The sequence below is a fragment of the Streptomyces sp. NPDC002838 genome (assembly GCF_040295365.1).
In the GTDB taxonomy this organism is placed as follows: domain Bacteria; phylum Actinomycetota; class Actinomycetes; order Streptomycetales; family Streptomycetaceae; genus Streptomyces.
The window spans coordinates 71,645-96,917 of the sequence record NZ_JBEOVF010000037.1; the positions used below are offsets into that span (position 1 = coordinate 71,645).

A 25,273-nucleotide genomic window follows, 5' to 3' on the forward strand; every position below is an offset into this window, starting at 1 on the left:
GTCTATCCGCCATTTTGATGCTTCCTTAACTTCACAAATTTCTGAAGGAAGCGTACGTTCTGAATCATGACGAAGGCAAACCCCGCCCTTGAGGTATCCGGTCTGCACAAGTCGTTCGGCAGGACGCACGCGCTCGACGGCCTCGACCTGGACGTCGAGACCGGTGAGGTCCACGGCTTCCTCGGCCCGAACGGCTCCGGCAAGTCCACCACCATCCGTGTTCTGCTCGGCCTGCTGCGCGCCGACTCGGGCGCCGTGCGGGTACTCGGCCGCGATCCGTGGACGGACGCCGTGGAGGTGCACCGCCGGATCGCGTACGTCCCCGGGGACGTGACGCTGTGGCGCAACCTCTCCGGCGGCGAGGTCATCGACCTCTACGGCCGTCTGCGCGACGGCGGACTCGACAAGAAGCGCCGGGCCGAGCTCATCGAGCGGTTCGAGCTGGACCCGACGAAGAAGGGCCGCACGTACTCCAAGGGCAACCGGCAGAAGGTCGCCCTGGTCGCGGCCTTCGCCTCGGACGTCGACCTGCTGATCCTGGACGAGCCGACCTCGGGCCTGGACCCGCTGATGGAGGAGGTCTTCCAGCGGTGTGTGGAGGAGGAGCGGGACCGGGGCCGCACGATCCTGCTGTCCTCGCACATCCTCAGTGAGGTCGAGGAGCTCTGCGACCGCGTCAGCATCATCCGCAAGGGCCGCACCGTCGAGACCGGCTCCCTCGCCGACCTGCGCCACCTGACCCGCACGAGCGTCACGGCCGAACTCGCCGCCGCCCCCAACGGACTGTCCCACCTCCCCGGCGTCCACGACCTCGACATCCAGGGCAACCGGGTCCGGCTCCAGGTCGACACCGACAAGCTGGACGCCGTACTGCGCTCGCTCAGCGAGTCCGGCGTGCGGTCGCTGACGTCGACCCCGCCGACGCTGGAGGAGTTGTTCATGCGGCACTACCAGGAGGACGTACGGGCAGACGTACAGGGAGAGGCGGTGGCCCGATGACCGCCACGGCCTTCGACGTACGGCCCGCCAGTTCGCGCCAACTGGCCGGTACCGGCACCCTGTTGCGCTTCGCCCTGCGCCGCGACCGCGCGATGATCCCGCTCTGGGTCGCGGTGAACGCGCTGATGGTCCTCTCCATGCCGAACACCCTGAAGGGCCTGTACGGCACCGCCGCCGAACGCGCCGACCTGCTGCGGCAGATGGAGACCAACGCCTCGCTGCGCGCCATGGTCGGCCCGGTCTTCGGCGACTCGCTCGGCGCACTGACCGCCTGGCGCGCCGGCCTCTACGCGGGCGCGCTGGCGGCCGTGATGAGCCTGCTCATCGTCGTACGGCACACCCGGGACGAGGAGGAGAGCGGCCGTCAGGAGCTGGTGGCGTCGGGGATGGTGGGCCGCCGGGCCTCCCTGACGGCGGCCCTGCTCACGGCGGCGGTCGCGAACGCCGTACTGGCGCTGCTGCTGACCGCCGGACTGGCCGGCCAGGGAGCCTCGGGCGCGCTGGCGCTCGGGCTCGGGATCGCGGGCCTGGGCATGGTGTTCGCCACGATGGCGGCGATCGTCGCCCAGCTCACGGAGAGCGCGCGCCTGGCCCGCGGACTGACGGCGGCGGTGCTCGGTGCCGCGTTCGTCCTGCGCGCGGCGGGCGACTCGGCAACGGACGACGGCTCGTCGGTACTGACCTGGCTGTCACCGCTCGGCTGGCTGGAGAACGTACGGGCGTTCGCGGACGAGCGCTGGTGGGTGCTGCTGCTGTTCGTCGCGGCGGTGGTGGCCCAGGGCGCCGTGGCCTACGCACTGGCCGGCCGCCGCGACATCGGCATGAGCTTCCTGCCGACCCGGCCGGGACCGGCCTTCGGCCGCCTGGCGTCGGCGGGTGCGCTGGCCTGGCGGTTGCAGCGGGGCAGCGTGCTCGGCTGGAGCATCGGCTTCTTCCTCGCCGGGGTCGTCTACGGCGGCCTGACCGAGGGGGCGGCCGACCTCGTCGGCGACAACGACAACGCCCGCCAGATCATCGAACGGATGGGCGGCCGGGCGGGGATCACGGACGCGTTCCTGTCGGCGATGATCGGCATGCTCGGCCTGATCGCCGCGCTCTACATCGTCGCCTCCGTCCTACGGCTGCACGGCGAGGAGACCTCCGGGCGCGCGGAACCGGTGCTGGCCAACGCGGTGGGCCGGCTGCGGTGGGCCGCCGGTCATCTGGCGGTGGCCTTCGGCGGGACCGTACTGATCATGCTGCTCGCCGGTCTCGGCTTCGCCGTGGGCTACGGCAAAGAGGCCGGGCCGATCCTCGGGGCATGCCTCGTGCAGGTCCCGGCCGTGTGGGCCATCGGCGGGCTGACCGTACTCCTGCACGGCGTGGCGCCTCGGGCGGCGATGGCGGCCTGGGGCGTGGCCGGGGCGGTGCTGCTGATCGGCTGGGTCGGGCCCGCGCTGGACGCTCCGCAGGCGGTGCTGGACCTGTCGCCGTTCGGTCACCTGCCGAAGCTGCCGGGTGGGGGGATGGAGTGGGGGCCGGTGGTGGTTCTCCTGCTGCTGGCGGTCGCGCTGGTCGGGGTGGGGCTGGCCGGGTTGCGACGGCGGGACCTGACGACGTGAGCCGCCCCGCTGCGGGCAGTCGTGCCGCTGGGGCGGCTCCCGACCCGCAGAAGGCGGCACCCCCGTAGCGCCGGGCCGCGCGCCCCATCCCCGCCCTGCACCCACGCCGGGCAACTGGACAGCAGGCGGCACCCCGCACACCGTCACACCTCGACCCGCAGCCCCTCAAGCCCCCGGATCACAAAGTTCGGCTTCCGCCGCGGCTCCGCCGCAAGCCTCAGCGTCGGAGCCTTCTCCAGCAACGCCGTCATCGACGCGGCCAGCTCGATACGGGCCAGGGGTGCGCCGATGCAGTAGTGGATGCCGGCGCTGAAGGAGATGTGCGGGTTGTCCTCGCGGGTGAGGTCGAGCCGCTCGGGGTCCTGAAAGACCTCAGCGTCATGGTTGGCGGAGCCGAAGAGCATCGCGACCTCCGCGCCCCTCGGGATCGTCGTCCCGTCGATCTCGATCTCGTCCAGCACCCAGCGCTCGAAGAGCTGGAGCGGGGTGTCGTAACGCATCAGCTCCTCCACGGCGGACGGCACGAGCGAGTGGTCCGCACGGAGGGCCGCCAGTTGCTCCGGATTGCGGAACAGGGCCCACCACCCGTTGACCGTCGCGTTCACCGTGGCCTCGTGCCCCGCGTTCAGCAGCAGTACACAGGTCGAGATCATCTCCTGCTCGGTCAGCCGGTCACCCTCGTCGTACGCGGCGATCAGCCCCGAGATCAGATCCTCACCCGGCTCCTTGCGGCGCTCGGCGATCAGCTCCTTCAGATACTCCGAGAACTCGACCGAGGCCCGCACCGCCTGCCGCGCCACCTCCTCCGACGGGTTCAGCTCGTACATCCCGCAGATGTCCGCCGACCAGGGCCGCAACGGCGCCCGGTCGGCCTCCGGGATCCCCAGCATCTCGGCGATCACCGCGACCGGCAGCGGCTCGGCGACATCGGTCAGCAGGTCCCCGCCGCCCGCCTCCGCCAAGGCGGCCACCAGGTCGTTCGCGAGCCCGTGGACGTACGGCTTCAGCTGCTCCACCGTGCGCGGGGTGAACGCCTTCGACACCAGACGCCGGATCCGCGTGTGGTCCGGCGGCTCCAGATCGAGCATCCCGTGATCGTTGAGCCTGTGGAACGGCTCGTGCTCCGCCGGCGGCGCCGTCCGCCCGAAGTCCTCGTGCGTGAACCGGTGCTGGTAGGTCCGGCCGAGGCGGCGGTCCCGCAGCAGCGCCGAGACGTCCGCGTGGTGCGGGACCAGCCACTGGTCGGTGGGCTCGTAGTACACCACCCGGCCCCGGGCCCGCAGCTCGGCGTAGGCGGGGTACGGGTCGGCGACGAACGCCGGGTCCCAGGGATCGAACGCGAGGTCGGAAACAGCTGCCATGCGGGGACGCTAGCCTGCCGACTCCCACGCTGACCAGGGGTGTCCCTATTCGCCACCGAAATCCGGCAGCGTGATCGTGCCGTCCTCGGCAAGCGGGAACCCAGGGTTGTGGGCGATCTCCCAGGCGTGGCCGTCCGGGTCGGTGAAGGCGCTGGAGTAGAAGCCGACTACGTTGACGGCCGCGGGCTTGGTGATGGTGGCGCCGGCCCGTTCCGCGGCTGCCAGCAGTGCGTCGACCTCCGCGTCGGAACGGACGTTGTGGGCCAGGACGATGCCGTCGAAACCGCCCGCCGGGCCGGGCTCCAGACCGCAGTCCCTCGCGAGTTTGTCGCGGCTCCACAGGACCAGTCCCAGGCCGCCCGCCTGGAAGAAGACGGTTTCCTCGACTTCCTGGCCCCGCCAGCCCAGGGCCTCGTAGAAGGCCTTGGCGCGCGCGAGATCGGAAACACCCAGCGTGATCAACGTGATGCGCTGTTCCATGCCCTCACCGTACTTCTCCCCCATGCCCCGGCCGCGCAGACCGCGCGGACGCAGAACGCGCGGACCGCTCAGCCCGGTGTGACCAGTCGGGCCTCGTACGCGAACACCGCCGCCTGCGTGCGGTCCCTGAGGCCCAGTTTCACCAGGACCCTGCTGACGTGTGTCTTGATCGTCGACTCGGCCACCACCAGCCGCTCCGCTATCTCCGCGTTGGACAGGCCCTGCGCGATCAGGACCAGGACCTCCGTCTCCCGCTCGGTCAGGTCTCCGTACGCCGCCTGCGCGGTGGGCGGGAGGCGTGGAGTGGTGGACAGTTTGGAGAACTCGGTGATCAGCCGTCGGGTCACCGAGGGCGCGAGCAGCGCCTCGCCGGAGGCCACCACCCGTACTCCGTCGGCGAGTTGGCGGGCAGAGGCGTCCTTGAGGAGGAAACCGGAGGCTCCCGCCCTGAGCGCCTGGTACACGTACTCGTCGAGGTCGAAGGTGGTGAGCACCAGCACCTTGGCCGCGCCGTCCGCGGCGACGATCTCCCGGGTCGCCTCGATGCCGTTCAGCTCGGGCATGCGGATGTCCATCAGGACCACGTCGGGGGTGAGCTCGCGGACGCGGTCGACCGCCTCGCGGCCGTTGACGGCCTCGCCCACGACCTCGATGTCCGGCATCGCGTTCAGCAGGACCGAGAAGCCCTCGCGCACCATCATCTGGTCGTCCGCGATCAGGACGCGGATGGTCATGCGTCACCCTCGCTCACACCGGTCACCGGCAGGAACACCGCCACTTCATAGCCTCCCTCGTCCGTCGGGCCCGCCGTCATCTCGCCGTTCAGCATGGAGACGCGCTCCCGCATGCCGGTGATGCCGTGCCCCGCTCCGGGCGAGGGCTTCACCAGGGCCGGCGCGGGCGGCGGACCGTTGACTATGCGCAGGCCCAGGCCGCCGAGGACGTAGCCGATCTCGACGCGGGCGCTCGCGCCGGGCGCGTGCCGCAGGGTGTTGCTCAGCGCCTCCTGGACTATGCGGTACGCCGACAGCTCGACGCCCTGCGGGAGGTCCCGCACCGCTCCGATCACCACCTTCTCGGCGCTCAGGCCCGTGTCCCGCACATTGGCGAGCAGGCCGTCCAGGTCGGCGAGGGTGGGCTGCGGGGCGTCCGGGGCCTCGTAGTCCTCGGCGCGGACGACGCCCAGGACGCGGCGCAGTTCGGTGAGGGCCGCGACGGCGTTCTCCCGGATCGTCGCGAAGGCGCGCTCCAGCTCCGGCGGCGGGTTCTCCACCCGGTAGGGGGCGGCCTCCGCCTGGATGGCGACGACCGACATGTGGTGCGCGACCACGTCGTGCAGCTCGCGGGCGATCGTCGTGCGCTCCTCCAGGAGCGTGCGGCGGGAGCGCTCGTGCGCGGTCACCGTCTGCTGGGCGGTCACCTCCTGCTCGGCCGTGCGGCGGATGTGCCAGACGGCGACGCAGAGCAGGACCAGTGCCGAGACGACCAGCATGGGGCCGGTGTTGGTGGAGTAGCGGCCCGAGCCGAACAACGTCTCCGCGAGGATGCCGTACGCCGCGGTCAGCGCCCACATCCACCCGGCCGTGCGCGGCCTGGTGCGCACGGCCACGACCGTCAGCACCGTCAGATGGCAGGCGAAGCTGCCCGGCAGCCACGGCCACTCGGCCCACCGGTCTCCGAACGGCAGAGCGAGCGGGGCTGCCGCCATCGACAGCCAGAACGCTCCGACCGGCCGGGCCATGGTCAGCAGGATCGGGATCACGGCGAGCGGGCCGAGCAGCAGGCCGGCGCCCTGATCGACGGTGGCGATGAGCAGGGCGAGCAGGGCGGCCGTGCTGATCACGGCGTGCGGCGTCCAGACCGCGTACTCCCGCAGGCGCGCGGGCAGCCGCTTGGTCAGCGGGCCGTCGCCGCGCATGCGAGGGAGCGGGCGGTAGGCGAAAGCGTCGTGGAACAGGTCCTGCCGCAGCCCGCGCAGGGCGCCCGCGGCCAGCCGGAATTCCGGGCTGCGCGACTTGGCCCCGTCGCCCGGCGGCGTGGTGTGGATCTGGGTCGTCTCGGTCACGTACAGAACGGTAGGCGGGGGCGGGGGTCGCGGGCGTCACCAGTGAGAAGGGTCATTCGGCGTCCCTCTCAGGTACTACGGGTACATCCGCACTCGGATCGGACCGGACGGGGTCGGACCGGACCGGCCCGCCGCAGGTCAGTACCCCGAGGGCCGTACCAGCCCCGACTCGTACGCGAACACCGCCGCCTGTGTCCGGTCTCTCAGGCCCAGCTTCACCAGGATCCGGCCGACGTGCGTCTTCACCGTCTGTTCGGCTACGACGAGGCGCTCGGCGATCTCCGCGTTCGACAGGCCCTGCGCGATCAGGGCGAGTACCTCGGTCTCCCGCTCGGTCAGACCGCCGACGCGTTCCTTCAGCGGGGCCCGGGGCCGGTCGCCCAGCCGGGAGAACTCGGCGATCAGCCGGCGGGTGATGCCCGGCGCGAGCAGCGCGTCACCGGCCGCCACCACCCGCACCGCCTCGGCCAGCTTGTCCGCCGACGCGTCCTTCAGCAGGAACCCGGACGCGCCGGCTCTGAGCGCCTCGTACACGTACTCGTCGAGGTCGAAGGTGGTGAGCACCAGCACCTTGATGTCCGGGCGCTCACCGGTGATGCGGCGCGTGGCCTCGATGCCGCCGAGCTCGGGCATGCGGATGTCCATGAGCACGACGTCCGGGGCGAGTTCGGCGACCTTGGCGACGGCGTCCAGGCCGTCCACCGCCTGGCCGATCACGTCGATGTCGGGCTGGGTGTTGAGCAGCACGGTGAAGCCCTGCCGGACCATCTGCTGGTCGTCGGCGATGAGTACGCGGATGGTGCCGCTCGTCATGCGGTGTCGTCCTTCGGGTCCGTGGCCTGATCGGGGGCCGGGTGGGTGACCGTATCGCTGGTGGAGACGGGGTTCGTGCCCGGCCCGGTGACGGCGATGCCGCCCGAGGAGGTGTAGCCCAGGCCGTCGGAGAGTTCGGCCGCCGGGAGGTAGGCGGACACCTGGTAGCCGCCGTCCGGCGCAGGCCCCGCGCGCAGGGCACCGCCCAGCATCGTGGCCCGTTCCCGCATGCCGAGCAGCCCGTGTCCGGCACCCGGCGACTGCGGGGCGGGCTGCGTCGGCCGCGAATTGATCACCTTCACGTTCAACGCGCCCGAGAGGTAGGCGAGTTCGACGCGCGCACATGCGCCGGGCGCGTGGCGCAGGACGTTGCTCAGTGCCTCCTGCACGATCCGGTACGCCGACAGCTCCACGCCGGGCGGCAGCGACCGCCGCTTCCCCACGACCTCCACGGTGACGGCCAGGCCCGCGGCCCGGGTGTTCGCCACGAGCGCGTCGAGCCGGTCCAGGGTGGGCTGCGGGGCGTGCGGGGCGGTGCCGGTGTCGGATCCGTCGGACGGCTCCGGGGCGTCGGGATTTTCCTGGCGCAGCACGCCCAGGACGTGGCGCAGCTCGGTCAGCGCCTCCAGCGCGTTCTGCCGGATTCCCGCGAGATTGTCCTTGAGCTCATCGGGCGGGTCGTCGACGAGGTGCGGAGCGACCTGTGCCTGGATCGAGATGACGGACATGTGGTGGGCCACCACGTCGTGCAGCTCCCGGGCGATGCGGTTGCGCTCCTCCAGCAGCGTGCGCCGCGCCCGCTCCTCGGCGGTGAGCGTGGCCTGCCGGCCGAGTTCCGCGCGCGCCTCGCGGCGACCGCGCAGCGCGGTGCCGAGGACCACGACGACCGCGGACAGGGCGACCACGAGCACCCCGGTGTCCTGGAAGTCCGGCGCGCCCAGCAGCCCTTGGAGGACATAGGTGGCCAGCACGGTCAGGGCCAGCGCCTCGACGGAGACCCGCGTGCGCACCCGCAGGGCGAGCAGCAGCAGGACGAGCAGGTGCGCGATGATGCCGGCCGCTGTCCAGGGCCAGGCGAAGTCGTGCGCCGCGCCGGAGAGCAGCCGGCCACGCACCGCGACGGCGCCCACCACCGTGGCCGCTATCGACAGCCACCACGCGGGGATGGGCCGCCACAGCGCGAGCAGCACCGCGCCGCCTTGCGCGAGGGCGATCAGGAAGGCGAGGCCGAAGCCCAGTTTCCCGTTGTCCGTGAGCTGGGCCGTGCCGCCGATCGTGATGCCGAGCGCGGCCAGGAACATCACGACGTGCGGCAACCGGCGCAGCCATCCGACGGCGGGCAGCGGGTCCGGCCGGAGGGTCCACAGGTCGTCGCGCAGCACCCGCAGCCCGCGCAGGACGCGGCTCGCGATCCCGTGCTGGGTCCCCGTCTCCGTCACGTCGTCAACCCTAGGCATCGCGGGCCGCCCGCGCTCCCCTGGAATGCGGGCGGCGCTGGACACAGACGACTCGGGACGGGCGGCCGACACGGCGGCGCGGGCCCTGTTCGTAGGAGCGGAAGGCCGCCCAGCACACCGTCAGGGCGAGGGTGAAGACCGGGAGCCAGGCCAGTCGGGCCGCCACCCAGTCCAAGCCGTCGGGGAGTGTGTGCAGGCCGGGGAGGCGGCCTGCGAGGAGGCCCGTGGCCGTCGTGGCCATCAGGGCCGTCTGGTGCCAGAGGAAGATCGTCATTGCGGAGAGGTTGGCCAGGGCCACCGCCGCCCAGGCCAGGGGACGGTTCATCGCTCGGCGCAGCCGGTCGCGCAGGAGCAGGGCCAGGCCGCACTGGGCCAGGCCGAAGGTGACGGCGGCCAGCGTTGGCGGGTTCAGGTTGGAGACCGAGGCGCCGGGGACGCCGACCATCGACGCCGGGTAGCCCGCCCAGGCGATCAGCACCGCCGTGGTCAGCGCACCGCCCGTCAGCAGCACCCAGCCCGCGCGGCGGCGCTCCAGCTCCCCGCGGGTCCAGGCAGCGCCCAGGGTGTACGGCACCAGCCAGCCCGCCGCCACATTCACCCAGCCGAGCCAGGACGGGCCGCCGAGGCCGAAGCGCAGCAGGTCCACGTGAAGAACGATCGCCAACGGCCAGAGCGGGTTGAGTCGCGTCAACAACGGAGTCGCCGCCGTCAGGGCCGCGAAGACGAGGAGGAACCACAGGGGGGACAGGGCCAGCTTGACCAGCGTGTGCACCGTCGCGAACTCGGCGCCCGTGAGGAGGAGGGCGATCACCATCACCGTCCACAGCACCAGGACGGCCGCGACCGGTTTGAAGAGTCTGGACATACGGGTGGCCAGCCATTGGCCGTACGTCGTCCCACGGGCGCGGGCCGAGGCATAGCCGCGTGTCGCCACATGACCGCCCACCAGGAAGAACACGGCCAGCGTCTGGAAGACCCAGGAGATCGGGGCCAGCCAGGGCATGTGCCGCAACGGGCTCGCGGTGCGCAGCCCGCCGCCGTCCGCGACCAGCGCCGTCACCAGCCAGTGGCCGAGCACGACACCGAGGATCGCGAAGGCGCGCAGGGCGTCGACCGCGCGGTCCCGGTCCGCGGGGGTGGCGGCGTCGACCCGGTCGGCGCCCTGCCGTATCCCCTGCCACGCGCGGTGCGGGGCCGGCTCACGGGTCATCTCACGGGTCATCTCACGGGTCGTCTCACGCATGGGTCACCTCTGAGGTCTCGCCCCGGACGATCCGGGCCAGGTTGGTCAGGGAGAGCGAGCCCGGTGCGAAGTAGTCGCTGTGACCGCCGTCGCCGGCGGCGAAGACGCGGGCCCCGAAGGACGGGGAGACGGGGTCGGTGCCGAAGCCGACGGTGGTGCCGAACAGGTCGGCCTTGACGTGCGGCACCTCCCGCACCCAGTCGTCGCTGCCCCGGGCCGCCCAGATCCGGGCCCGGCTGTGCAGGGCCGCGGCCGTGTCGGCGCCGGTGCCGGGACTGCCGACCAGGGCGATGTCGTCCGCGTCCAGGCCGGAGGCGGCGCGGCCGCAGACGACCGAGCCGTACGAGTGGCAGAGCAGGGAGACCCGGGCCTGCTCGCCGACGATGCCGCGCAGGTGCCGTATGAACTCGCGCAGGTGCGGGGCCGCCTGCTCGGCGCGGCCCGTCGTGGTGACGGTCGCGCTGATCGTGCCCGGCGTCTCGTAGCCCAGCCAGGCCACGACGGCCGTGCGGGGGCCGGTGCTGCCGGTTCCGGTGTCGGTGTCGGTTCCGGTTCCGGTGGCGGAGTCCGCGCCAGCCTGCCGTGTCAGCTCGTCCCGCAAGTGCGTCGCGGTCGCGCGGAAGCGGGCGTACGTCTCGAGCGAGGTGTCGGAGCCGGGGACGAGGACCGCGACGCGGTCGGCGTGGGCCAGGTCGCCGAAGACCTCCGTCGCCCGGCCCGAACCGCGGCCGTCGAAGGCGAGGAAGTGACGGGACGGGTCGGCCATGGCGCGGTCGGTCGCGGCGCGGCCCCGGTCGCCGTGGGCGGCGGCCATGCGGGACGCCTCCGCGGCGTTGGCCCGGTGCGCCGCGTACGCCTCGTCCAGCGTGGCCGCCGTCACCGGGGCGAGGGCGGCCGGAGCCGGGGCGGGGGTCTGCGGTTGCGCGGCGGCGGAGAGGGGGGCCACGACGGCGGCGGTGACGAGGGCGGCGAGGAGGCCGCGGAGCCAATTCCGCGTGCGGTGTCGGCCGGGCGTGGGGTGCCCGCCAGGCATGCAGTGCCCATCGGGCGTGGGGTGCCCGCCAGGCATGCGGTGCCCCCCAGACATGCGGTGTCGGCCGGACGTACGGCGCCGCATGCCGGTTCGCCGTCCCGGTGCGTCCCCTATGGTCCCTGCGCCCCCGGCACCCGCAGTGCCTCCGGTGCCTCCGGTGCCCTCGATGCCCCCGGCGGTCGTCGCTGCCGCCTCTGCGGTCTCCCCCGTTTCGAGTCCCACGGTCGTCTTCCTCCCAGTCCGCCCGCTCATCGGGCCTGTCTGGTTGGGAAGTTACGAATCCGCGCTCGTCGTCCGCGTCACGCCAGGGAGCTCACCTGCGCCGTAGCTCTCAGGTATTACGGGTACCCCTGCCCGCTCTCAGGGGCGTCCCCGCCCGGGCCAACAACAGCCCTCACCACGCCAGTTGCGCGATCTCCTCCGCCACCACCGCACACGCGTCCGCCGCCGGGTCGATCAGCGGGAAGTGGCCGACGTCCTCCAGGAGCGTCAGGCCCACCACTTCACCGGACTTCGCCGCCGCGTCCGCGTACGACTCGGCGACCGCCTGCGGGACGTCCAGGTCCGCGCGTCCCTGGACGAGCGTGGTGGCGATGCCGGTGGGAAGCAGGAGCGCCGGGTCCGCGTACGGCCGACGCTCGGCGAAGTCCTCGTCGCCGCCGAGGAGTTGCCGTACGGCGCCCCCGCACACGTCCAGTTTGTCGGCGACCGTGAAGTCGGCGATCGGGGCGAGGGCGACCACGCCGCGCAGCGGGGCGGGCCGGTCAGCGCGCCAGGGGGCGTCGGCGGGCAGTAGGTGCCGGGCGGCCGCCCACAGGGCGAGGTGGCCGCCCGCCGAGTGGCCGGTGACGACCGTGCGGCGCGAGTCTGCCTGCGGAAGGGCCTCGCGGACGAGCCCGGGGAGCGCGTCCAGCGCAGCGGCGACGTCGTCGAAGGTGTCCGGCCAGCGGCCCGCGACGGGTCCGGTCCCCTCCGCACCCGAATCCGAACCCGCACGCCCCCGCCGGTACTCCACGCTCGCCACCGCGAACCCCCGGCGCGCCAGGAAGTCCGCGAACGGCGAGATGTGCCGGCGATCGTACGGCGCCCGCCAGGCACCTCCGTGCAGCACGACCACCAGCGGAGCCGGACCGCCCGATCCGCGCTCGCCGTGCGGGGCGTAGAAGTCGATCAGCTGGTCGGGGTGGTCGCCGTACGCGGCCGTGGTGTCGGGGTCGACCGCCGGGTGCGAGAAGGCCGACTCCTCTTCCATGGCGGCCCGGGCAGCTGCGTTCTGCGGTGCTGCGGCATCGCGTGCTGCGGCATCGTCCGGCATGCTCCAACCTCTCAGCGACGAAACGGATTTGGACGGAACGGACAGGGCGGACCAGGAGAGAACTCGGCCGTTGGCCGGGACGCTATCAGGCCCATGACGTGCGCGGACACGGGGATGTCACGCTCGGTGAGGGGCAAACGGTCCCTCCGTTCCGCAGCGGGGCAGAGCCGACCTCACTGGCGGCGGGAGCAGGCGGCGTCACCGCCGTACTCACCGCCGTCAGCGAGGCCACCCGGTTCGTCAGCCGCCGCCTCCTCCACTGACCCGCAGCGTCTCCGCCAGCACCCGAGCCGCCCGCTCCACGTCCGCGAAACCGACGTACAACGGCGTGAATCCGAACCGCAGCACGTCCGGGTGCCGGAAGTCCCCGACCACCCCGCGCTCGATCAGCCGCCGCATGACGTCGCCCGCGTCCTCGCAGCGCAGCGCCACCTGGCTGCCCCGCTCCTCGTGGGCGACCGGCGTCAGGCACTCCACCCGGCCCGACGGAACGTACTCCGCGACGCACTCCAGGAAGAAGTCCGTCAGTGCGAGGGACTTGGCCCGGACGCTCTCGATCGGGACGCCGTCCCACACCTCCAGGGCCGCCTCCAGGGCGAGCATGGAGAGGATGTCGGGCGTGCCGACGCGGCCGCGCAAGGCGCCGGCGGCCGGTTCGTAGTCGGGCCGCATGCCGAAGGGGTCGGCGTGGGAGGTCCAGCCGGGCAGCGGGGAGTCGAAACGGTCCTGGAGGTCCCGGCGCACGTACAGGTACGCCGGTGCGCCCGGGCCGCCGTTCAGGTACTTGTACGTGCAGCCGACCGCCAGGTCGACCCCGTGCTCGTCGAGCCCGACCGGCAGGGCGCCCGCGCTGTGGCACAGGTCCCAGACGACGTACGCCCCGGCGGCGTGCACCGCGGCCGTCAGCGACGGCAGGTCGTGCAGCCGGCCCGTGCGGTAGTCGACGTGGTTGAGCAGCACCGCGGCCGTACGGTCGCCCAGGACCCCCGGCACCTCGGCCGGCGTCACCGGGCGCAGCGTGCAGCCGGTCATCCGGGCCGCCGACTCGGCGATGTACCCGTCCGTGGGGAAGGTCGTGGCGTCGACGACGATCTCGTCGCGGACACCGGTACCGGTCGTACCGGACCCCTTGAGAGCGGCGAGACGGGCCAGCCGTACCGCTCCCACAACCGCCTTGAAGACGTTGACACTTGTCGAGTCGCCGACCACGATCTGCCCGGCCGCCGCCCCCACCAGCGGAGCGATCAGGTCGCCGATCCGCTCGGGCGCCGTCCACCAGCCGCTCTCGTCCCAGGACCGGATGCGCAGCTCGCCCCACTGCCGCCGTACGACGTCGTCGACGCGTCCGGGGACGGCAGCCGGCAGCGCGCCGAGCGAGTTGCCGTCGAGGTAGACGCCGGCGGCGTCAGCCGCATGACCGGACACAGCGTCGAGTACGAACTGCGCGCGCAGACCCGCCAGTTCGTCGGCGGCGTCCAGCTTCTCCGCCCTCACACCCAGTTCAGACATGGGATCGCGCCGTCCACAGCTCGGGGAACACGTTCTTCTGCGCGCGCTTCTCCAGCCAGGCCACCCCGGCGGAGCCGCCCGTGCCGGCCTTGGCGCCCATCGCGCGCCGGGTGGCGACCAGGTGGTCGTTGCGCCAGCGCCACACCAGTTCCGCCACGTCGGTCAACGCCTCGCCCAGCCGGGCGAGTTCGTCGTTCTCGTCACCCGAGTAGAGGGCCGCCCAGGCCGCCTCCACCTCGTCCGACGGCTCGTAGCGCCGCGACACGTCACGCTCCAGGACGGACGACGGAATCGCGTGACCGCGGCGGGCGAGCAGCCGCAGCACCTCGTCGTACAGGCTCGGCTCGTGCAGCGCCTTCTCCAGCTCCGCGTGGACGCGCGGCGCGCCGCGGTGCGGGACCAGCATGGACGCGGACTTCTCGCCGAGCAGGAACTCCATCCGGCGGTACATCGCCGACTGGAAGCCGGAGCCCTCGCCCAGGGCGCTGCGGTACGCGTTGAACTGGGCCGGCGTGAGCTGGCCGAGCGGCCTCCAGGAGGCGTTCAGCGCCTCCAGCTCCCGTACGGAACGCTTGAGCGCGGCGGTCGCGGTGGGTACGTCGTCGCCGCGCAGGGCCCGCCCGGCGGTCTCCCACTCGTGGACGATGACCGTGAACCACAGCTCCATCACCTGGGTCGTGACCAGGAAGACCATCTCTCCGGGGTCGTCGGAGAGGGTGTGCTGGAGGTGGGTGAGCACGTCCGCCTTGACGTAGTCCTCGTACGGCGTCGTGCCTGCGAAGTCGAGATGCGGGCTCTCGGGCTCGTGAGCCTCGTGGGCCTCATGGGACATCGCTGTCTCCTGATGTTTACTCCGGGTAGCGGTCCGCCCTGCCGTTACCGACACGGGGCCCCGGTCCCCACCCGCATACTCCGCAATCGTCACCGAAAAGTGCAAGGCCCGCCTGATCAGTGAAGCGCAGGCGGGCCCGGGGAATGCGGCGGTACGACGGTCTAGCCCAGCGTCTGGGCCGCCGTCGGGGAGGAGTCCTTGAGGAACTGCGTGCAGCGCTCGTACTCCTCCTGCTCGCCGATCGCGCCGGCGGCGCGGGCGAGGGCGTGCAGGGCGCGCAGGAAGCCGCGGTTCGGCTCGTGCTCCCAGGGGACGGGGCCGTGGCCCTTCCAGCCGTTGCGGCGCAGGGAGTCCAGGCCGCGGTGGTAGCCCGTACGGGCGTAGGCGTACGACTCCACGACGCTGCCCCGCTCGAACGCGTCGTCAGCGAGCTGGGCCCAGGCCAGGGAGGAGGTCGGGTACTTAGCGGCGACGTCGGCGGGGGCGGTGCCGCCCGCCAGCAGCTCGCGCGGCTCCGGGTCGTCGGGGAGGTGGGTCGGGGGCGGGCCCCCGAGGAGGTTTTCGTGAATGGACATGGGTCCCAGTCTGGCCCATGGAGGGGGGTCGGCGGGGTGGGCGGGGCGGTCGTTCGTGGGCCGGGGGGCGCCGGGGGTGCGGTACGGCTTTCCTCGCCCCCGCCGCCCCTACCCGTCCCCATCACCAGGGGCGCTGCCCCTTCGCCCCCCAGAGGGCTCCGCCCCCTGGACCCCCGGGCCGATGCCAACCCACCACCCGACTCGGTACCTCGAGAGGTGACCCTCGCCCTGGGGCTCCGCCCGGTGCACTGCACCAGGTGTTCCGGCCGGCGTGGCTGTGCCGCGCTGAGCCTCCGCACGAGCCGGAAGGCGAAACAGCCTCTCCCGCCCTCAACCGCCGGACGCCCCGGCATCGCCGGCCTGCGTCGAAAGCCCCGTCCTCCCCCGCTGCCCCTCCAACGGCGGCACAGCCACCGCCCCATGCGTCCGGCACTCCGGCTTCCGGCAGTCCGGTGCCGGCCGCCGCACCGTCGCGAACGCGACCAACGCACCCACCACCAGTACCCCCGCGCACACACCCATCGCCCGCCCGAACGCGTCGTCGAAGGCCCCCGGCGACCGGTACGCCTCCTCCCCCATCCCCGCGACCAGCGGCAACGCCGCCACCGCGATCAGGCCCGCCGCCCGGGCCGCCGCGTTGTTGATGCCGCTGGCCAGGCCCGCCCGCGCGGTGTCCACGGAGCCGAGGACCGTCGCCGTGAGCGGTGCGACCAGTGTGACCATGCCCAGGCCCAGGACCAGCAGCGCGGGGAGGACATCAGCGAGATACGACGCGCCTTGCCCGACCCGCAGCATCAGCAGCATGCCGGCGGCGCACAGCAGCGGCCCGACGGTGAGCGGAATACGCGGCCCGATCCGCTCGCCCAGTTCGCCGGAGCGGGCGGAGAGCAGCAGCATCAGGGCGGTGGTCGGCAGCAGGGCCGTGCCGGCCCCGAGGGCGGAGTAGCCGACGACGACCTGGAGCTGGATCACGGTGAGGAAGAAGAAGCCACCGAAGGCCGCGTACACGCACAAAGTCACCAGGTTCACGGCCGTGAACTGGCGGGACGCGAAGATGTCCAGCGGCATCATCGGATCGGGGCGGCGCTTCTCGACGTACACGAAGGCCACCGCGGCGGCCAGACCCGCCACCGCCGTGAGGACGACTCCGACGGACGCCGTGCGTGCCTCGATCAGCGCATACGTCACCAGGCCCAGGGCCAGCGCCCCCAGCCCCGCACCCAGCACGTCGAAGCCCCCGTGCGCGCGCCCGTCGCGCGACTCGGGGACATGCCGTAGGGCGACGGGCACGCACAGCAGTGCCAGTGGCACGTTGAGCAGGAAGACCCAGCGCCAGCCAGGGCCGTCCACCAGCCAGCCGCCGACGAACGGGCCGACCGCCGCGCCGACTCCGCCGAACCCGGACCACAGGCCGACCGCCCGGCCCCGGTCGTCGGGATGGAAGGAGGCTTGGATGAGGGCGAGCGAGCCGGGGGTGAGGAGCGCGCCTCCGACTCCTTGCAGGGCGCGGGCGGCGACCAGGACACCTGCGTTCGGGGCGAGGCCGCACAGCAGGGAGGCCGCGGCGAACCACAGGACGCCGACGACGAAGACCTTGCGGCGGCCGTAGCGATCGCCCAGGGAACCGCCCAGCAGGATCAGCCCGGCCAGCGTCAGCATGTACGCGTTGACCGTCCACTGCAGGGCGGCGAGGTCCGCGTCGAGGTCGCGGCCGATGCGCGGCAGAGCGACATTGACGACCGTCGAGTCCAGCAGCGCCATGCTGGAACCGAGGACGGTGGTCAGCAGGATCCACTTGCCTTGCGGCGAGGCCAGCCGGACGTCGGGCATGCCCCAAGGTATACCCGGACATACGGCGAGCCCGGCGCCGTAGCACCGAGCTCGCCCAAAGCCCTTACAGAAAGCGCCGGTTACTTGATCTTCGTGCCGCTCGACCGCAGGTTCGCGCAGGCCTCGACGACCCGCTTGGCCATGCTCGCCTCGGCCAGCTTGCCCCAGGTGCGCGGGTCGTACGTCTTCTTGGAGCCGACCTCGCCGTCGACCTTCAGGACGCCGTCGTAGTTCTTGAACATGTGGTCGGCGACCGGACGCGTGAAGGCGTACTGGGTGTCGGTGTCGATGTTCATCTTGACCACGCCGTTCTCCAGCGCGGTCGCGATCTCCTCGGCGGTCGAGCCGGAGCCGCCGTGGAAGACGAAGTCGAACGGCTGGGAGCCGGCCGGCTTGCCGTACTTGGCGGCCACGCCCTCGTTCAGCTGCTTCAGCAGATCGGGGCGCAGGACGACATTGCCCGGCTTGTAGACGCCGTGGACGTTGCCGAAGGACGCGGCCAGCAGGTAGCGGCCCTTGTCGCCGAGACCGAGCGCCTCCGCCGTACGGATCGCGTCGTCGACCGTCGTGTACAGGGAGTCGTTGATCTCGTGGGAGACGCCGTCCTCCTCGCCACCCGTCGGGGTGATCTCCACCTCGAGGATGATCTTGGCGGCGCGGGCGCGCTCGAGCAGCTCCTGGGCGATGGAGAGGTTGTCGGCGAGCGTCTCGGCGGAGCCGTCCCACATGTGGGACTGGAACAGCGGGTTCTCGCCGCGGGCGACGCGCTCCTCGGACACGGCCAGCAGCGGCCGTACGTACCCGTCGAGCTTGTCCTTCGGGCAGTGGTCGGTGTGCAGGGCGACCGTGATGTCGTACTTCTTGGCGACGATGTGCGCGAACTCGGCCAGGGCCACGGCACCGGTGACCATGTCCTTGTTGTGCTGGCCGCCCAGGAACTCGGCGCCACCCGTCGAGATCTGGATGATGCCGTCGCTCTCGGCCTCCGCGAAGCCGCGCAGCGCAGCGTGCAGGGTCTGGGTCGAGGTCACGTTGATGGCCGGGTAGGCGAACTTGCCTGCCTTCGCCCGGTCGAGCATCTCGTTGTAGACCTCGGGGGTTGCGATGGGCATTCGTCCGCTCCTTGGGTGTGCGGGTTGGCGTACTGAGTTGTTTTACGGCCCTGACCTAGACCTTGGGTGCGACGTCATCGTCGGCCCCATCTTTCCAGACTTGGCCGGATGATCCCGCCCCCGTGTCAGCCTGTGGATAACCGCCTGTGGACAACCGGACGACTCAGTCCGGACCGATCAGTCCAGACCCAGCTCGTCCTTCGAGTACGCGAACAGGTACGGCACGCCCGCACCCTCCTGGATCTTCTCGGCGGCACCGGTCGCCCGGTCCACGATCGTCGCGACGGCCACGACCTCCGCGCCCGCCTCGCGCACGGCCTCGACGGCGGTGAGCGGGGAGCCGCCGGTGGTGGAGGTGTCCTCGACGACCAGCACCCGGCGCCCCGCGATCTCCGGCCCCTCCACCCGCCGCTGCAACCCGTGCGCCTTGGCCGCCTTCCGTACGACGAAGGCGTCCAGCCTCTTCCCGCGCGCGGCGGCCGCGTGCAGCATGGCGGCGGCCACGGGGTCGGCGCCCATGGTCAGGCCGCCGACCGCGTCGAAGTCCAGGTCGGCGGTCAGGTCCAGCAGCACCTGTCCCACCAGCGGAGCGGCCTCGCCGTCGAGGGTGACGCGCCTCAGGTCGACGTAGTAGTCGGCCTCGAGACCCGACGACAGGGTCACCTTGCCGTGCACCACGGCCTTGTCCTTGATCTGCTGCAGCAGCGCGCCGCGTACGTCACTCATGCCAGCCAGCTTAGAGGCGCCGCCAGGTCCACGTGGTGGTGGCTTCCAGGGGCTCCAGCGGCGTGACCAGTCGCGGCAGGGTGTTCAGCCCGTTGGGCGGCCCGGTCTGCGGCTCCACGCACACGGCCGCCTCCTGCTCGTCGTACACGACGACCCACTGCTCGGGGCTGGTCACCTTCAGCTCCAGCTGCCCCGGCCAGGTGAGGGTGACGTCGACGCCGCCGGGCATGCCGAAGCAGTCGTCCCAGGGGCCGGGCTTGGGGTCGAGGCGGTTGCCGGTGGGCAGATGGTCGTCGCCGCGCTCCTCCTGCCAGGCCGACGCGAAGTCCAGCCGTACGTCCACCCCCCGCACGTTCCGGTTGAACCACGGGTGCCAGCCGATCTGCGCCGGGAAGGAGGTCTCGTACGTCTCCACGGACATGGTGAGCGTCAGGGCGTCCTCGGTCAGGGCGACGATCTGCGTGACGCGGCCGGGGTAGGGCCAGGGGTCGACGAGGTCGTACGTGATCACCGCCTCGTTCGCGGTGACGCGGGCCGTGCTCCAGGCGCCGTCGCGGGCGGTGCCGTGGATGGCGTGCGGCGGGGAGTTGAGCGGCATCTGGTGGACGGTCGCGCCGTCCAGGAACCGGCCGTCCCTGATCCGGCCGCACCAGGGAACCATCGGGAAGCAGCCGAAACGGTCGCCCTGGCGGAGAAGCTCGCTGCCGCCGACGCGGAGCCCTCCGACCCGGCCGCCGTTGCCCGGCTGCACGGTCACCTCCGCGTCACCCGCGGTCAGCGTGATGTCTTCGTTACTCACGGGACGACCCTACTGGCCCGATCAAGACGCCGCCCCGGGGCTGCCGTTGGCAGCAGCGTTCGAGGACGGCTTCAGCGGCGTCTGCGCCACGCCCGGCCCACGACGATCGCCGACGCCAGCACCAGCGCCGCGGCCGGTGCCGCCCAGCGGAGCGTCTGGTTGGGGACGACCGTCTGCGGGGCCGGAACGGGGGCGTAGCGACCGCGCGGCGGGGCGTGGTCGACCTCCTCCGCGCTGCGCCCGATCATCGTCCGCCGCGCGTGGGCTGCCTCGGCGGGCGGTTCCGGGGGCTCCGTGAAGTTCTCGGGGACATCCTCGGAGACGTCCTCGGCCAGGGACGGCGGGGGAACCTCGGTGTCGAAGACGGAGGCCGGGTCGGGGGCCTCGGGCTCAGCCGGACTCGGCTGCTGCTCCTGCGCCGCCTCCTGCTCCTCGCCCGCCGCGACCCCCAGGTTCTCCGCGAAGCGGCTCAGCAGGCGGGTCGCGGCCGAGGCCACGGCATCCGGCGGCAGATCGGTGACGCGGCCGTCCGCGGAGGCCGTTCCCTCGAAGGTGAGGGTGGAGCCGCCGTCCGTGTCCCGGACGCGGAGCGTGAGCGCGAGCTTGACCGAGCCGGTGCCGCGTGCCTCGGTGGCGTCGCCCTCGACGGCGTACGAACCGTTGTCCTGCCCGGAGACGCGTACGGAGCCCCGGTAGGTGACGGAGTGACTGCCGACGCGCACCTTCAGCCGCCCGGTGACGGGCTCGGCGCCGGCGTCCTGCTGGAGCCCGGGAACCGCCCGGGCAACTCGCGCGGGATCGGCGAGCGCCTCCCTGAGCCGCTCGGCCGGAACCGGAACGAACACCTCATGCTCCATGGTTCGCGAGCCTACCCAGTGGGGGCCGTCGTGCACCCCGGTTGGTCGAAAGTGACCGCGCGTCGGCGTCGGCCTCGCTGCCGCTCAGTACCGCGGATGCACCACCGTCGACACCGGCAACCCCCCGATCCGCGTCCCCGCCGCCGCCCGCGCGTCCGCAGTCAGCGACGTCTGCGTCATCGTCCGAGGGCGCGGGCCGTCGGGGTCGAGGCGCAGGTCCGGGCGCTCGCCCGGTGCCGCCAGTACGAACCCCCAGTCGTGCGGCCCCCGCGATCTGTCGACCGAGCGGTCGGGCCCGGCCGCGAAGCCGGAGTGGCGGCCGCCGACGCGGTAGGGGGCCGTGCGCAGGCCGGCGGAGTGCAGGGTCGTGTCCACCGTCCAGAAGACGCGGGGGCGGGAGGAGACCGGGCCGGCGTGCACCACCAGGCGGCCGTGGTGGGCCAGTGCCCGTCGTGCGAGGCCGTAGAACTCCTGCGAGTACAGCTTCGTGCTCGCCGTGATGCCCGGGTCGGGCAGGTCCGCGATCACCACGTCGTACGCCGCCGGGGGCGCCCCGCGCAGCCAGTGGAAGGCGTCCGCCGTGGTCACGTGGACGCGCGGGTCGCCGTAGACGTGCCCGTTCAGCCGTGCGAGTGCGGGGTCCCGGCGGGCCAGCCGTACCACCGCCTCGTCGAGTTCGACGACGTCGACCCGGTGCACGCCGGTGTGCCGCAGCACCTCTCGGGCGGCCAGTCCGTCGCCGCCGCCGAGGACGAGCACGCGCGCGTGCGGGCCGGTCATCGCCGGGTGGACCAGTGCCTCGTGGTAGCGGTGCTCGTCGCGGCCGCTGACCCGCAGCCGGCCGTCGAGGAAGAGGTTGAGGGGACGGCCGTGCGTGCCGCCGGTGAGGACGATCTCCTGGACGTCGGTCTGCAGCGCCACCCGTACGTCCTGGCCGTACACCGCGTGCCGGGCGGCCCGTTCGAAGTCGTCGACGAGTACAGCGGCGGTGGCGAGGACGGCGAGGACGGCCCCGTTGGCCAGCAGCAGGAGCCAGCGGGCGCGGCGGGTCAGGTCGCGGCCGAACAGGCCGAGGATGAGTGCCCCGCCGGCGATCAGGTTGACCGCGCCGGTGAGCAGCGCGCCGGTCAGCTGGCCCAGGAGGGGCAGGAGCAGGAAGGGGAAGGCGAGGCCGCCGACCAGTGCGCCGACGTAGTCCGCCGCGAACAGGTCGGCCACCGCGCCGCCCGCGTCCTGTCTGCGGATGCGCTGGATCAGCTCCATCAGCAGGGGGACCTCGGCGCCGATCAGGAGGCCGATGGCGAGGGAGGCGGCGACCAGGAGGCAGCGGGGGCCGCTGGCCCACAGGCCGCCCCAGTGGCCGGTCCAGGCGAAGACGGCGTACAGCGCCATCGCGCTGCATCCGCCGACCAGGGCGAGCGCCGCCTCCACCGCGCCGAAGGCGGCGGCAGCGCGCCAGCACAGCCGTTTGGCGACGAGTGAGCCGATGCCCATCGCGAAGACCATGACGGACAGGACGACCGAGGCCTGGGTGACCGAATCGCCGATCAAGTACGTGGCGAGGGCGACGAGTTCGAGTTCGTACACCAGTCCGCAGGCGGCGCAGACGAAGACGCAGGCGAGGACGAGGAACCGGCCCGTGCCGGGGCGGACGGGCAGCCGCGCGGGGCCCGCCCAGGGCGGCGGGGTGCCGGGCGGGGCGGGCGCGTGCGGTTCGATCACGCTGAGACGTTACGTCACTGTCGCGGCACGCTTCGTCACCCACACGTGTGGAACTGACGGTCAGTTGAGCACCCTGCGTTTGGTCCGCTGCTCAGCCTGCCGCTCGGTCTGCCGTTCGGTCTGCTGTTTGGTCCGCGCTCTCGCCCCCACCCGCGTCCGTGTCGCCACCAACTCCCCGTCCTGCGGGTAGGCGTGCCAGGTCCGCCAGTGCACCTGCCCTTCATGGCGCTGGGCCAGCATCGCCGTGAAGGCGTGCGGGCTGCCGGGGAAGACGCCCGCCAGCCCGTTCGGATGGTCGGAGACCAGTGCGAGCAACTCCTGGGCGCGGCCCGCGAAGGAGCCGGGCGAGAGGACCTCGACCCGGGCCGCGAACTCGTACTCCCAGTCGCCGACGCGCTTGGCGACGCCCAGCGGCAGGGGCGTGCTGCTGCCGGCGATGCACGCCACCGTCTCCGAACACTTGCCCTGCTCCTCCTCCAGGAGCACCTGGTGGGACGCGCCGAGGAGTCTCAACTGAAGCTTCGCTCCGGTCAGTTCGAGGTCGAGCGTGGCCAGTGCGGGGAGCGGCTCGCGCCCCAGGGCCCAGGCGAGGTCGGCCGCGCGCGTGTCGGTGTAGGCGGTGTTCAGGGTCGTGAGCATGGGTCGGCTCCGCTAGCACGCAAAGAAAGGGAGGTGTGGTCCGGCGCACCCTGGTCGGCACCAGGGGATTCGGCCCGGTCGGCCCAGTCCGGAGGGTCGGGGAGGGTGTCCGCGGGGCGTCCGAGGGGCCGCGTTGGTGCTTTAGAGGGAATCATGAACTGTGGCGCCGCCACAGGGTTTTTACCCAACTTCGTGGGGTTTCCATACTTGAGAGGGCTCTACAGCTCAACTGTTCAACCCAGTTGTGCGCCGGGGCGGACGGAGGCGTGCGCCCGGGCGCGGTCGCGCCCGCCGGAAGCGGGACCCGGCGGGCGCGCGATGCGGGTGCGGGACCCGGGCGCGGGACCCGGCGGGCGCGAGACGCGGCGGGTGCGGGACCCGGGCGCGGGACCCGGCGGGCGCGAGACGCGGCGGGCGCGAGACCCGGGCGCGGGACCCGGCGGGCGCGAGACGCGGGCTCGGGTGCCGCCTCGACGCAAGTGCGGGGACCGTGGGGCCCACCCCCGTATGGGCCCACGGTCCCCGCCGTACCGATGCGGTGGGAAGCTCAGCTGCCCCGTGTCAGCTGCCTCCGCCGCCGCATCCGCCTCCGCCGCCCCCGCAGGACGAGCCGCCGCCGCAGGAGTGGCCACCACCGGACGAGCCGCTGCTGCCGCAGGACGAAGACGAGGAGCCCCCGTCGGACGATCCGGACGATCCCGAACCGCTGTCACCCACGCCCGCCAGTCCCCCGGCGACCCACCAACTGCTGTCGCTGCCACTGCTGTTGTGGCTGGAGCTGCCGCTGCCCGCCGACCGGCGCGTCCCGCCGCCGCGGCGGGCCGCCGTCACCACGTTCCGCCGACGGCCTCGGCGGACGGCCAGGGCCGCGACAGAAATGAAGACGACAACCGCCAGGATGATGCCGATGATCATGGCTTCACCCTCCTTCCAGTTCCCCCGAAGCGGCCCCCCGTGGGCGCCTCGCTTGGTGCGTGCGGTGGAGATGCCCCTCCGGCTCACCGGCCAAAGCAGAGTTGAGGAAGTCCAGAGCTTGGGCGGAGGATGACCGGCATGACCTCCAGCGCACGCCCCCTCCTCAACCGCCGGCTCGCCGAGTTCGGGACGACGATCTTCGCCGAGATGTCCGCCCTGGCCCTGCAGACCGGGTCGATCAACCTGGGCCAGGGCTTCCCCGACACGGACGGTCCCGAGGAGGTCAGGGAGGCGGCCGTACGGGCGCTGCGCGACGGCCGCGGCAACCAGTACCCGCCGGGTCCGGGCATCCCCGAGCTGCGCGCGGCGATCGCCGCGCACCAGCAGCGGCGGTACGGGCTGTCGTACGACCCCGACACCGAGGTGCTGGTCACGGCCGGCGCCACGGAGGCCATCGCCGCCGCGCTGCTCGCGCTCGTCGAGCCCGGTGACGAGGTCGTCGCCTTCGAGCCGTACTACGACTCCTACGCGGCCTGCATCGCGATGGCGGGCGGCACCCGTGTGCCGGTCACCCTGCGCCCGCACGAGGGCAGCTTCCGCCTCGACCTCGACGAGCTGCGCGCCGCCGTCACCGACCGCACCCGGCTGCTGCTGATCAACACCCCGCACAACCCGACCGGCACCGTCCTCACCCGCGAGGAGCTGACGGCGATCGCCGAGCTGGCCGTCGAGCGCGATCTGCTCGTCGTCACCGACGAGGTGTACGAGCACCTGACCTTCGACGAGGCCGAACACCTCCCCCTGGCGACCTTCCCGGGAATGCGCGACCGGACGGTCTCGATCGGCTCGGCCGGCAAGACGTTCTCCTTCACCGGCTGGAAGGTGGGCTGGGTTACCGGCGCCCCCGATCTCGTAGCCGCCGTCCGCTCGGCCAAGCAGTTCCTGACGTATGTCGCCTCAGGGCCCTTCCAATACGCCGTGGCCGAGGCCCTGCGCCTGCCCGACTCGTACTTCGCGGACTTCCGCGCGGACATGCTGGCCAAACGGGACCTGCTCGCGGGCGGCCTGGAGCGGGCGGGCTTCAAGGTCTTCCGCCCGGCCGGCACGTACTTCATCACCACCGACATCCGGCCCCTTGGTGAGAGCGACGGTTTCACCTTCTGCCGTGCGCTGCCGGAGCGCTGCGGGGTGGTCGCGATCCCCAACGCGGTCTTCTATGACCACCGTGAGCAGGGCGCACCCTTTGTCCGCTTCGCGTTCTGCAAGCGGACCGGCGTGCTGGAGGAGGCGGCCTCCCGACTCAAGACGCTGGCCGCCTAACAGCCACAGACGTACCAGCAGATGTACCGGCCACACGGCCTGGTTGCTCCGAGCCGCCGCGCACCCGCAC

At 72.5% G+C, this 25,273-nt stretch carries 23 protein-coding genes; 3 read left to right on the forward strand and 20 right to left on the reverse strand.

Features of this window, described 5'->3' with window-relative positions:
• The first annotated feature begins 66 nt into the window (after positions 1-66).
• Positions 67-999: an ABC transporter ATP-binding protein gene (locus ABT063_RS35935; protein WP_351064365.1), complete on the forward strand. Its 933-nt coding sequence runs from the start codon at positions 67-69 to the stop codon at positions 997-999.
• Positions 996-2,600: an ABC transporter permease gene (locus tag ABT063_RS35940; RefSeq protein ID WP_351064367.1), complete on the forward strand. Its 1,605-nt coding sequence runs from the start codon at positions 996-998 to the stop codon at positions 2,598-2,600. Before ABT063_RS35935 ends, ABT063_RS35940 begins: the two co-directional genes overlap by 4 nt.
• Positions 2,601-2,743: 143 nt before the next feature.
• Here ABT063_RS35940 and ABT063_RS35945 read toward each other — a convergent pair whose 3' ends face one another.
• The 20 genes from ABT063_RS35945 to ABT063_RS36040 form a co-directional block, all read right to left on the reverse strand.
• A complete protein-coding gene (locus ABT063_RS35945; RefSeq protein ID WP_351064369.1) occupies positions 2,744-3,961 on the reverse strand; it encodes a cytochrome P450 in 1,218 nt (405 codons plus the stop codon).
• A gap of 45 nt (positions 3,962-4,006) precedes the next feature.
• Complete coding sequence (locus ABT063_RS35950; protein ID WP_351064371.1) at positions 4,007-4,441, reverse strand: VOC family protein; 435 nt, start codon at positions 4,439-4,441, stop codon at positions 4,007-4,009.
• A 68-nt stretch (positions 4,442-4,509) separates the two neighbouring features.
• Complete coding sequence (locus ABT063_RS35955; protein ID WP_351064373.1) at positions 4,510-5,175, reverse strand: response regulator; 666 nt, start codon at positions 5,173-5,175, stop codon at positions 4,510-4,512.
• Positions 5,172-6,506: a sensor histidine kinase gene (locus ABT063_RS35960; RefSeq protein WP_351064375.1), complete on the reverse strand. Its 1,335-nt coding sequence runs from the start codon at positions 6,504-6,506 to the stop codon at positions 5,172-5,174. The genes ABT063_RS35955 and ABT063_RS35960 overlap by 4 nt, the downstream gene beginning before the upstream one ends.
• A gap of 138 nt (positions 6,507-6,644) precedes the next feature.
• Positions 6,645-7,319, reverse strand: a complete 675-nt coding sequence (locus tag ABT063_RS35965) for a response regulator (RefSeq protein WP_351064376.1) — start codon at positions 7,317-7,319, stop codon at positions 6,645-6,647.
• Entirely contained in the window at positions 7,316-8,776 is a 1,461-nt protein-coding gene (locus ABT063_RS35970; protein ID WP_351064378.1) for a sensor histidine kinase, read from the reverse strand. Before ABT063_RS35970 ends, ABT063_RS35965 begins: the two co-directional genes overlap by 4 nt.
• Complete coding sequence (locus ABT063_RS35975; protein WP_351064434.1) at positions 8,769-9,986, reverse strand: acyltransferase family protein; 1,218 nt, start codon at positions 9,984-9,986, stop codon at positions 8,769-8,771. The genes ABT063_RS35970 and ABT063_RS35975 overlap by 8 nt, the downstream gene beginning before the upstream one ends.
• Positions 9,987-10,011: 25 nt before the next feature.
• Complete coding sequence (locus ABT063_RS35980; RefSeq protein WP_351064380.1) at positions 10,012-11,052, reverse strand: alpha/beta hydrolase; 1,041 nt, start codon at positions 11,050-11,052, stop codon at positions 10,012-10,014.
• 394 nt (positions 11,053-11,446) lie between these two features.
• Positions 11,447-12,367: an alpha/beta hydrolase family protein gene (locus tag ABT063_RS35985; RefSeq protein ID WP_351064381.1), complete on the reverse strand. Its 921-nt coding sequence runs from the start codon at positions 12,365-12,367 to the stop codon at positions 11,447-11,449.
• A gap of 240 nt (positions 12,368-12,607) precedes the next feature.
• Entirely contained in the window at positions 12,608-13,876 is a 1,269-nt protein-coding gene (gene kynU, locus ABT063_RS35990; protein WP_351064382.1) for a kynureninase, read from the reverse strand.
• Entirely contained in the window at positions 13,869-14,708 is an 840-nt protein-coding gene (locus ABT063_RS35995; RefSeq protein ID WP_351064384.1) for a tryptophan 2,3-dioxygenase family protein, read from the reverse strand. Before ABT063_RS35995 ends, kynU begins: the two co-directional genes overlap by 8 nt.
• A 161-nt stretch (positions 14,709-14,869) precedes the next feature.
• Positions 14,870-15,283, reverse strand: coding sequence for a DUF3151 domain-containing protein (locus tag ABT063_RS36000; protein ID WP_351064386.1), 414 nt, complete (start codon positions 15,281-15,283; stop codon positions 14,870-14,872).
• Between the two features lie 330 nt (positions 15,284-15,613).
• Positions 15,614-17,113, reverse strand: a complete 1,500-nt coding sequence (locus ABT063_RS36005) for an MFS transporter (RefSeq protein ID WP_351064388.1) — start codon at positions 17,111-17,113, stop codon at positions 15,614-15,616.
• A gap of 80 nt (positions 17,114-17,193) precedes the next feature.
• Positions 17,194-18,225 (reverse strand): class II fructose-bisphosphate aldolase, encoded by a 1,032-nt coding sequence (gene fbaA / locus ABT063_RS36010; protein WP_351064390.1) that lies wholly within the window; start codon positions 18,223-18,225, stop codon positions 17,194-17,196.
• 177 nt (positions 18,226-18,402) lie between these two features.
• Positions 18,403-18,951 carry an orotate phosphoribosyltransferase gene (pyrE, locus tag ABT063_RS36015; protein ID WP_351064392.1) on the reverse strand — a complete coding sequence of 183 codons (549 nt, stop codon included), beginning with the start codon at positions 18,949-18,951 and terminating at the stop codon, positions 18,403-18,405.
• A 10-nt stretch (positions 18,952-18,961) separates the two neighbouring features.
• Positions 18,962-19,750: an aldose epimerase family protein gene (locus tag ABT063_RS36020; RefSeq protein ID WP_351064394.1), complete on the reverse strand. Its 789-nt coding sequence runs from the start codon at positions 19,748-19,750 to the stop codon at positions 18,962-18,964.
• Positions 19,751-19,821: 71 nt separating this feature from the next.
• Positions 19,822-20,607, reverse strand: a complete 786-nt coding sequence (locus tag ABT063_RS36025; protein WP_351064395.1) for an SRPBCC domain-containing protein — start codon at positions 20,605-20,607, stop codon at positions 19,822-19,824.
• 84 nt (positions 20,608-20,691) lie between these two features.
• Positions 20,692-22,329 carry a polyamine aminopropyltransferase gene (locus ABT063_RS36030; RefSeq protein WP_351064397.1) on the reverse strand — a complete coding sequence of 546 codons (1,638 nt, stop codon included), beginning with the start codon at positions 22,327-22,329 and terminating at the stop codon, positions 20,692-20,694.
• Positions 22,330-22,389: 60 nt separating this feature from the next.
• The gene (locus tag ABT063_RS36035) at positions 22,390-22,968 is read right to left on the reverse strand and encodes a DUF2617 family protein (RefSeq protein WP_351064399.1); all 579 of its coding nucleotides are present in this window, start codon (positions 22,966-22,968) and stop codon (positions 22,390-22,392) included.
• A 561-nt stretch (positions 22,969-23,529) separates the two neighbouring features.
• Positions 23,530-23,883, reverse strand: coding sequence for a hypothetical protein (locus ABT063_RS36040; RefSeq protein ID WP_351064401.1), 354 nt, complete (start codon positions 23,881-23,883; stop codon positions 23,530-23,532).
• 129 nt (positions 23,884-24,012) lie between these two features.
• On the opposite strand from ABT063_RS36040, the gene ABT063_RS36045 reads away from it, so the two are divergent.
• A complete protein-coding gene (locus tag ABT063_RS36045) occupies positions 24,013-25,203 on the forward strand; it encodes a pyridoxal phosphate-dependent aminotransferase (protein WP_351064403.1) in 1,191 nt (396 codons plus the stop codon).
• The last annotated feature ends 70 nt before the right edge of the window (positions 25,204-25,273 follow it).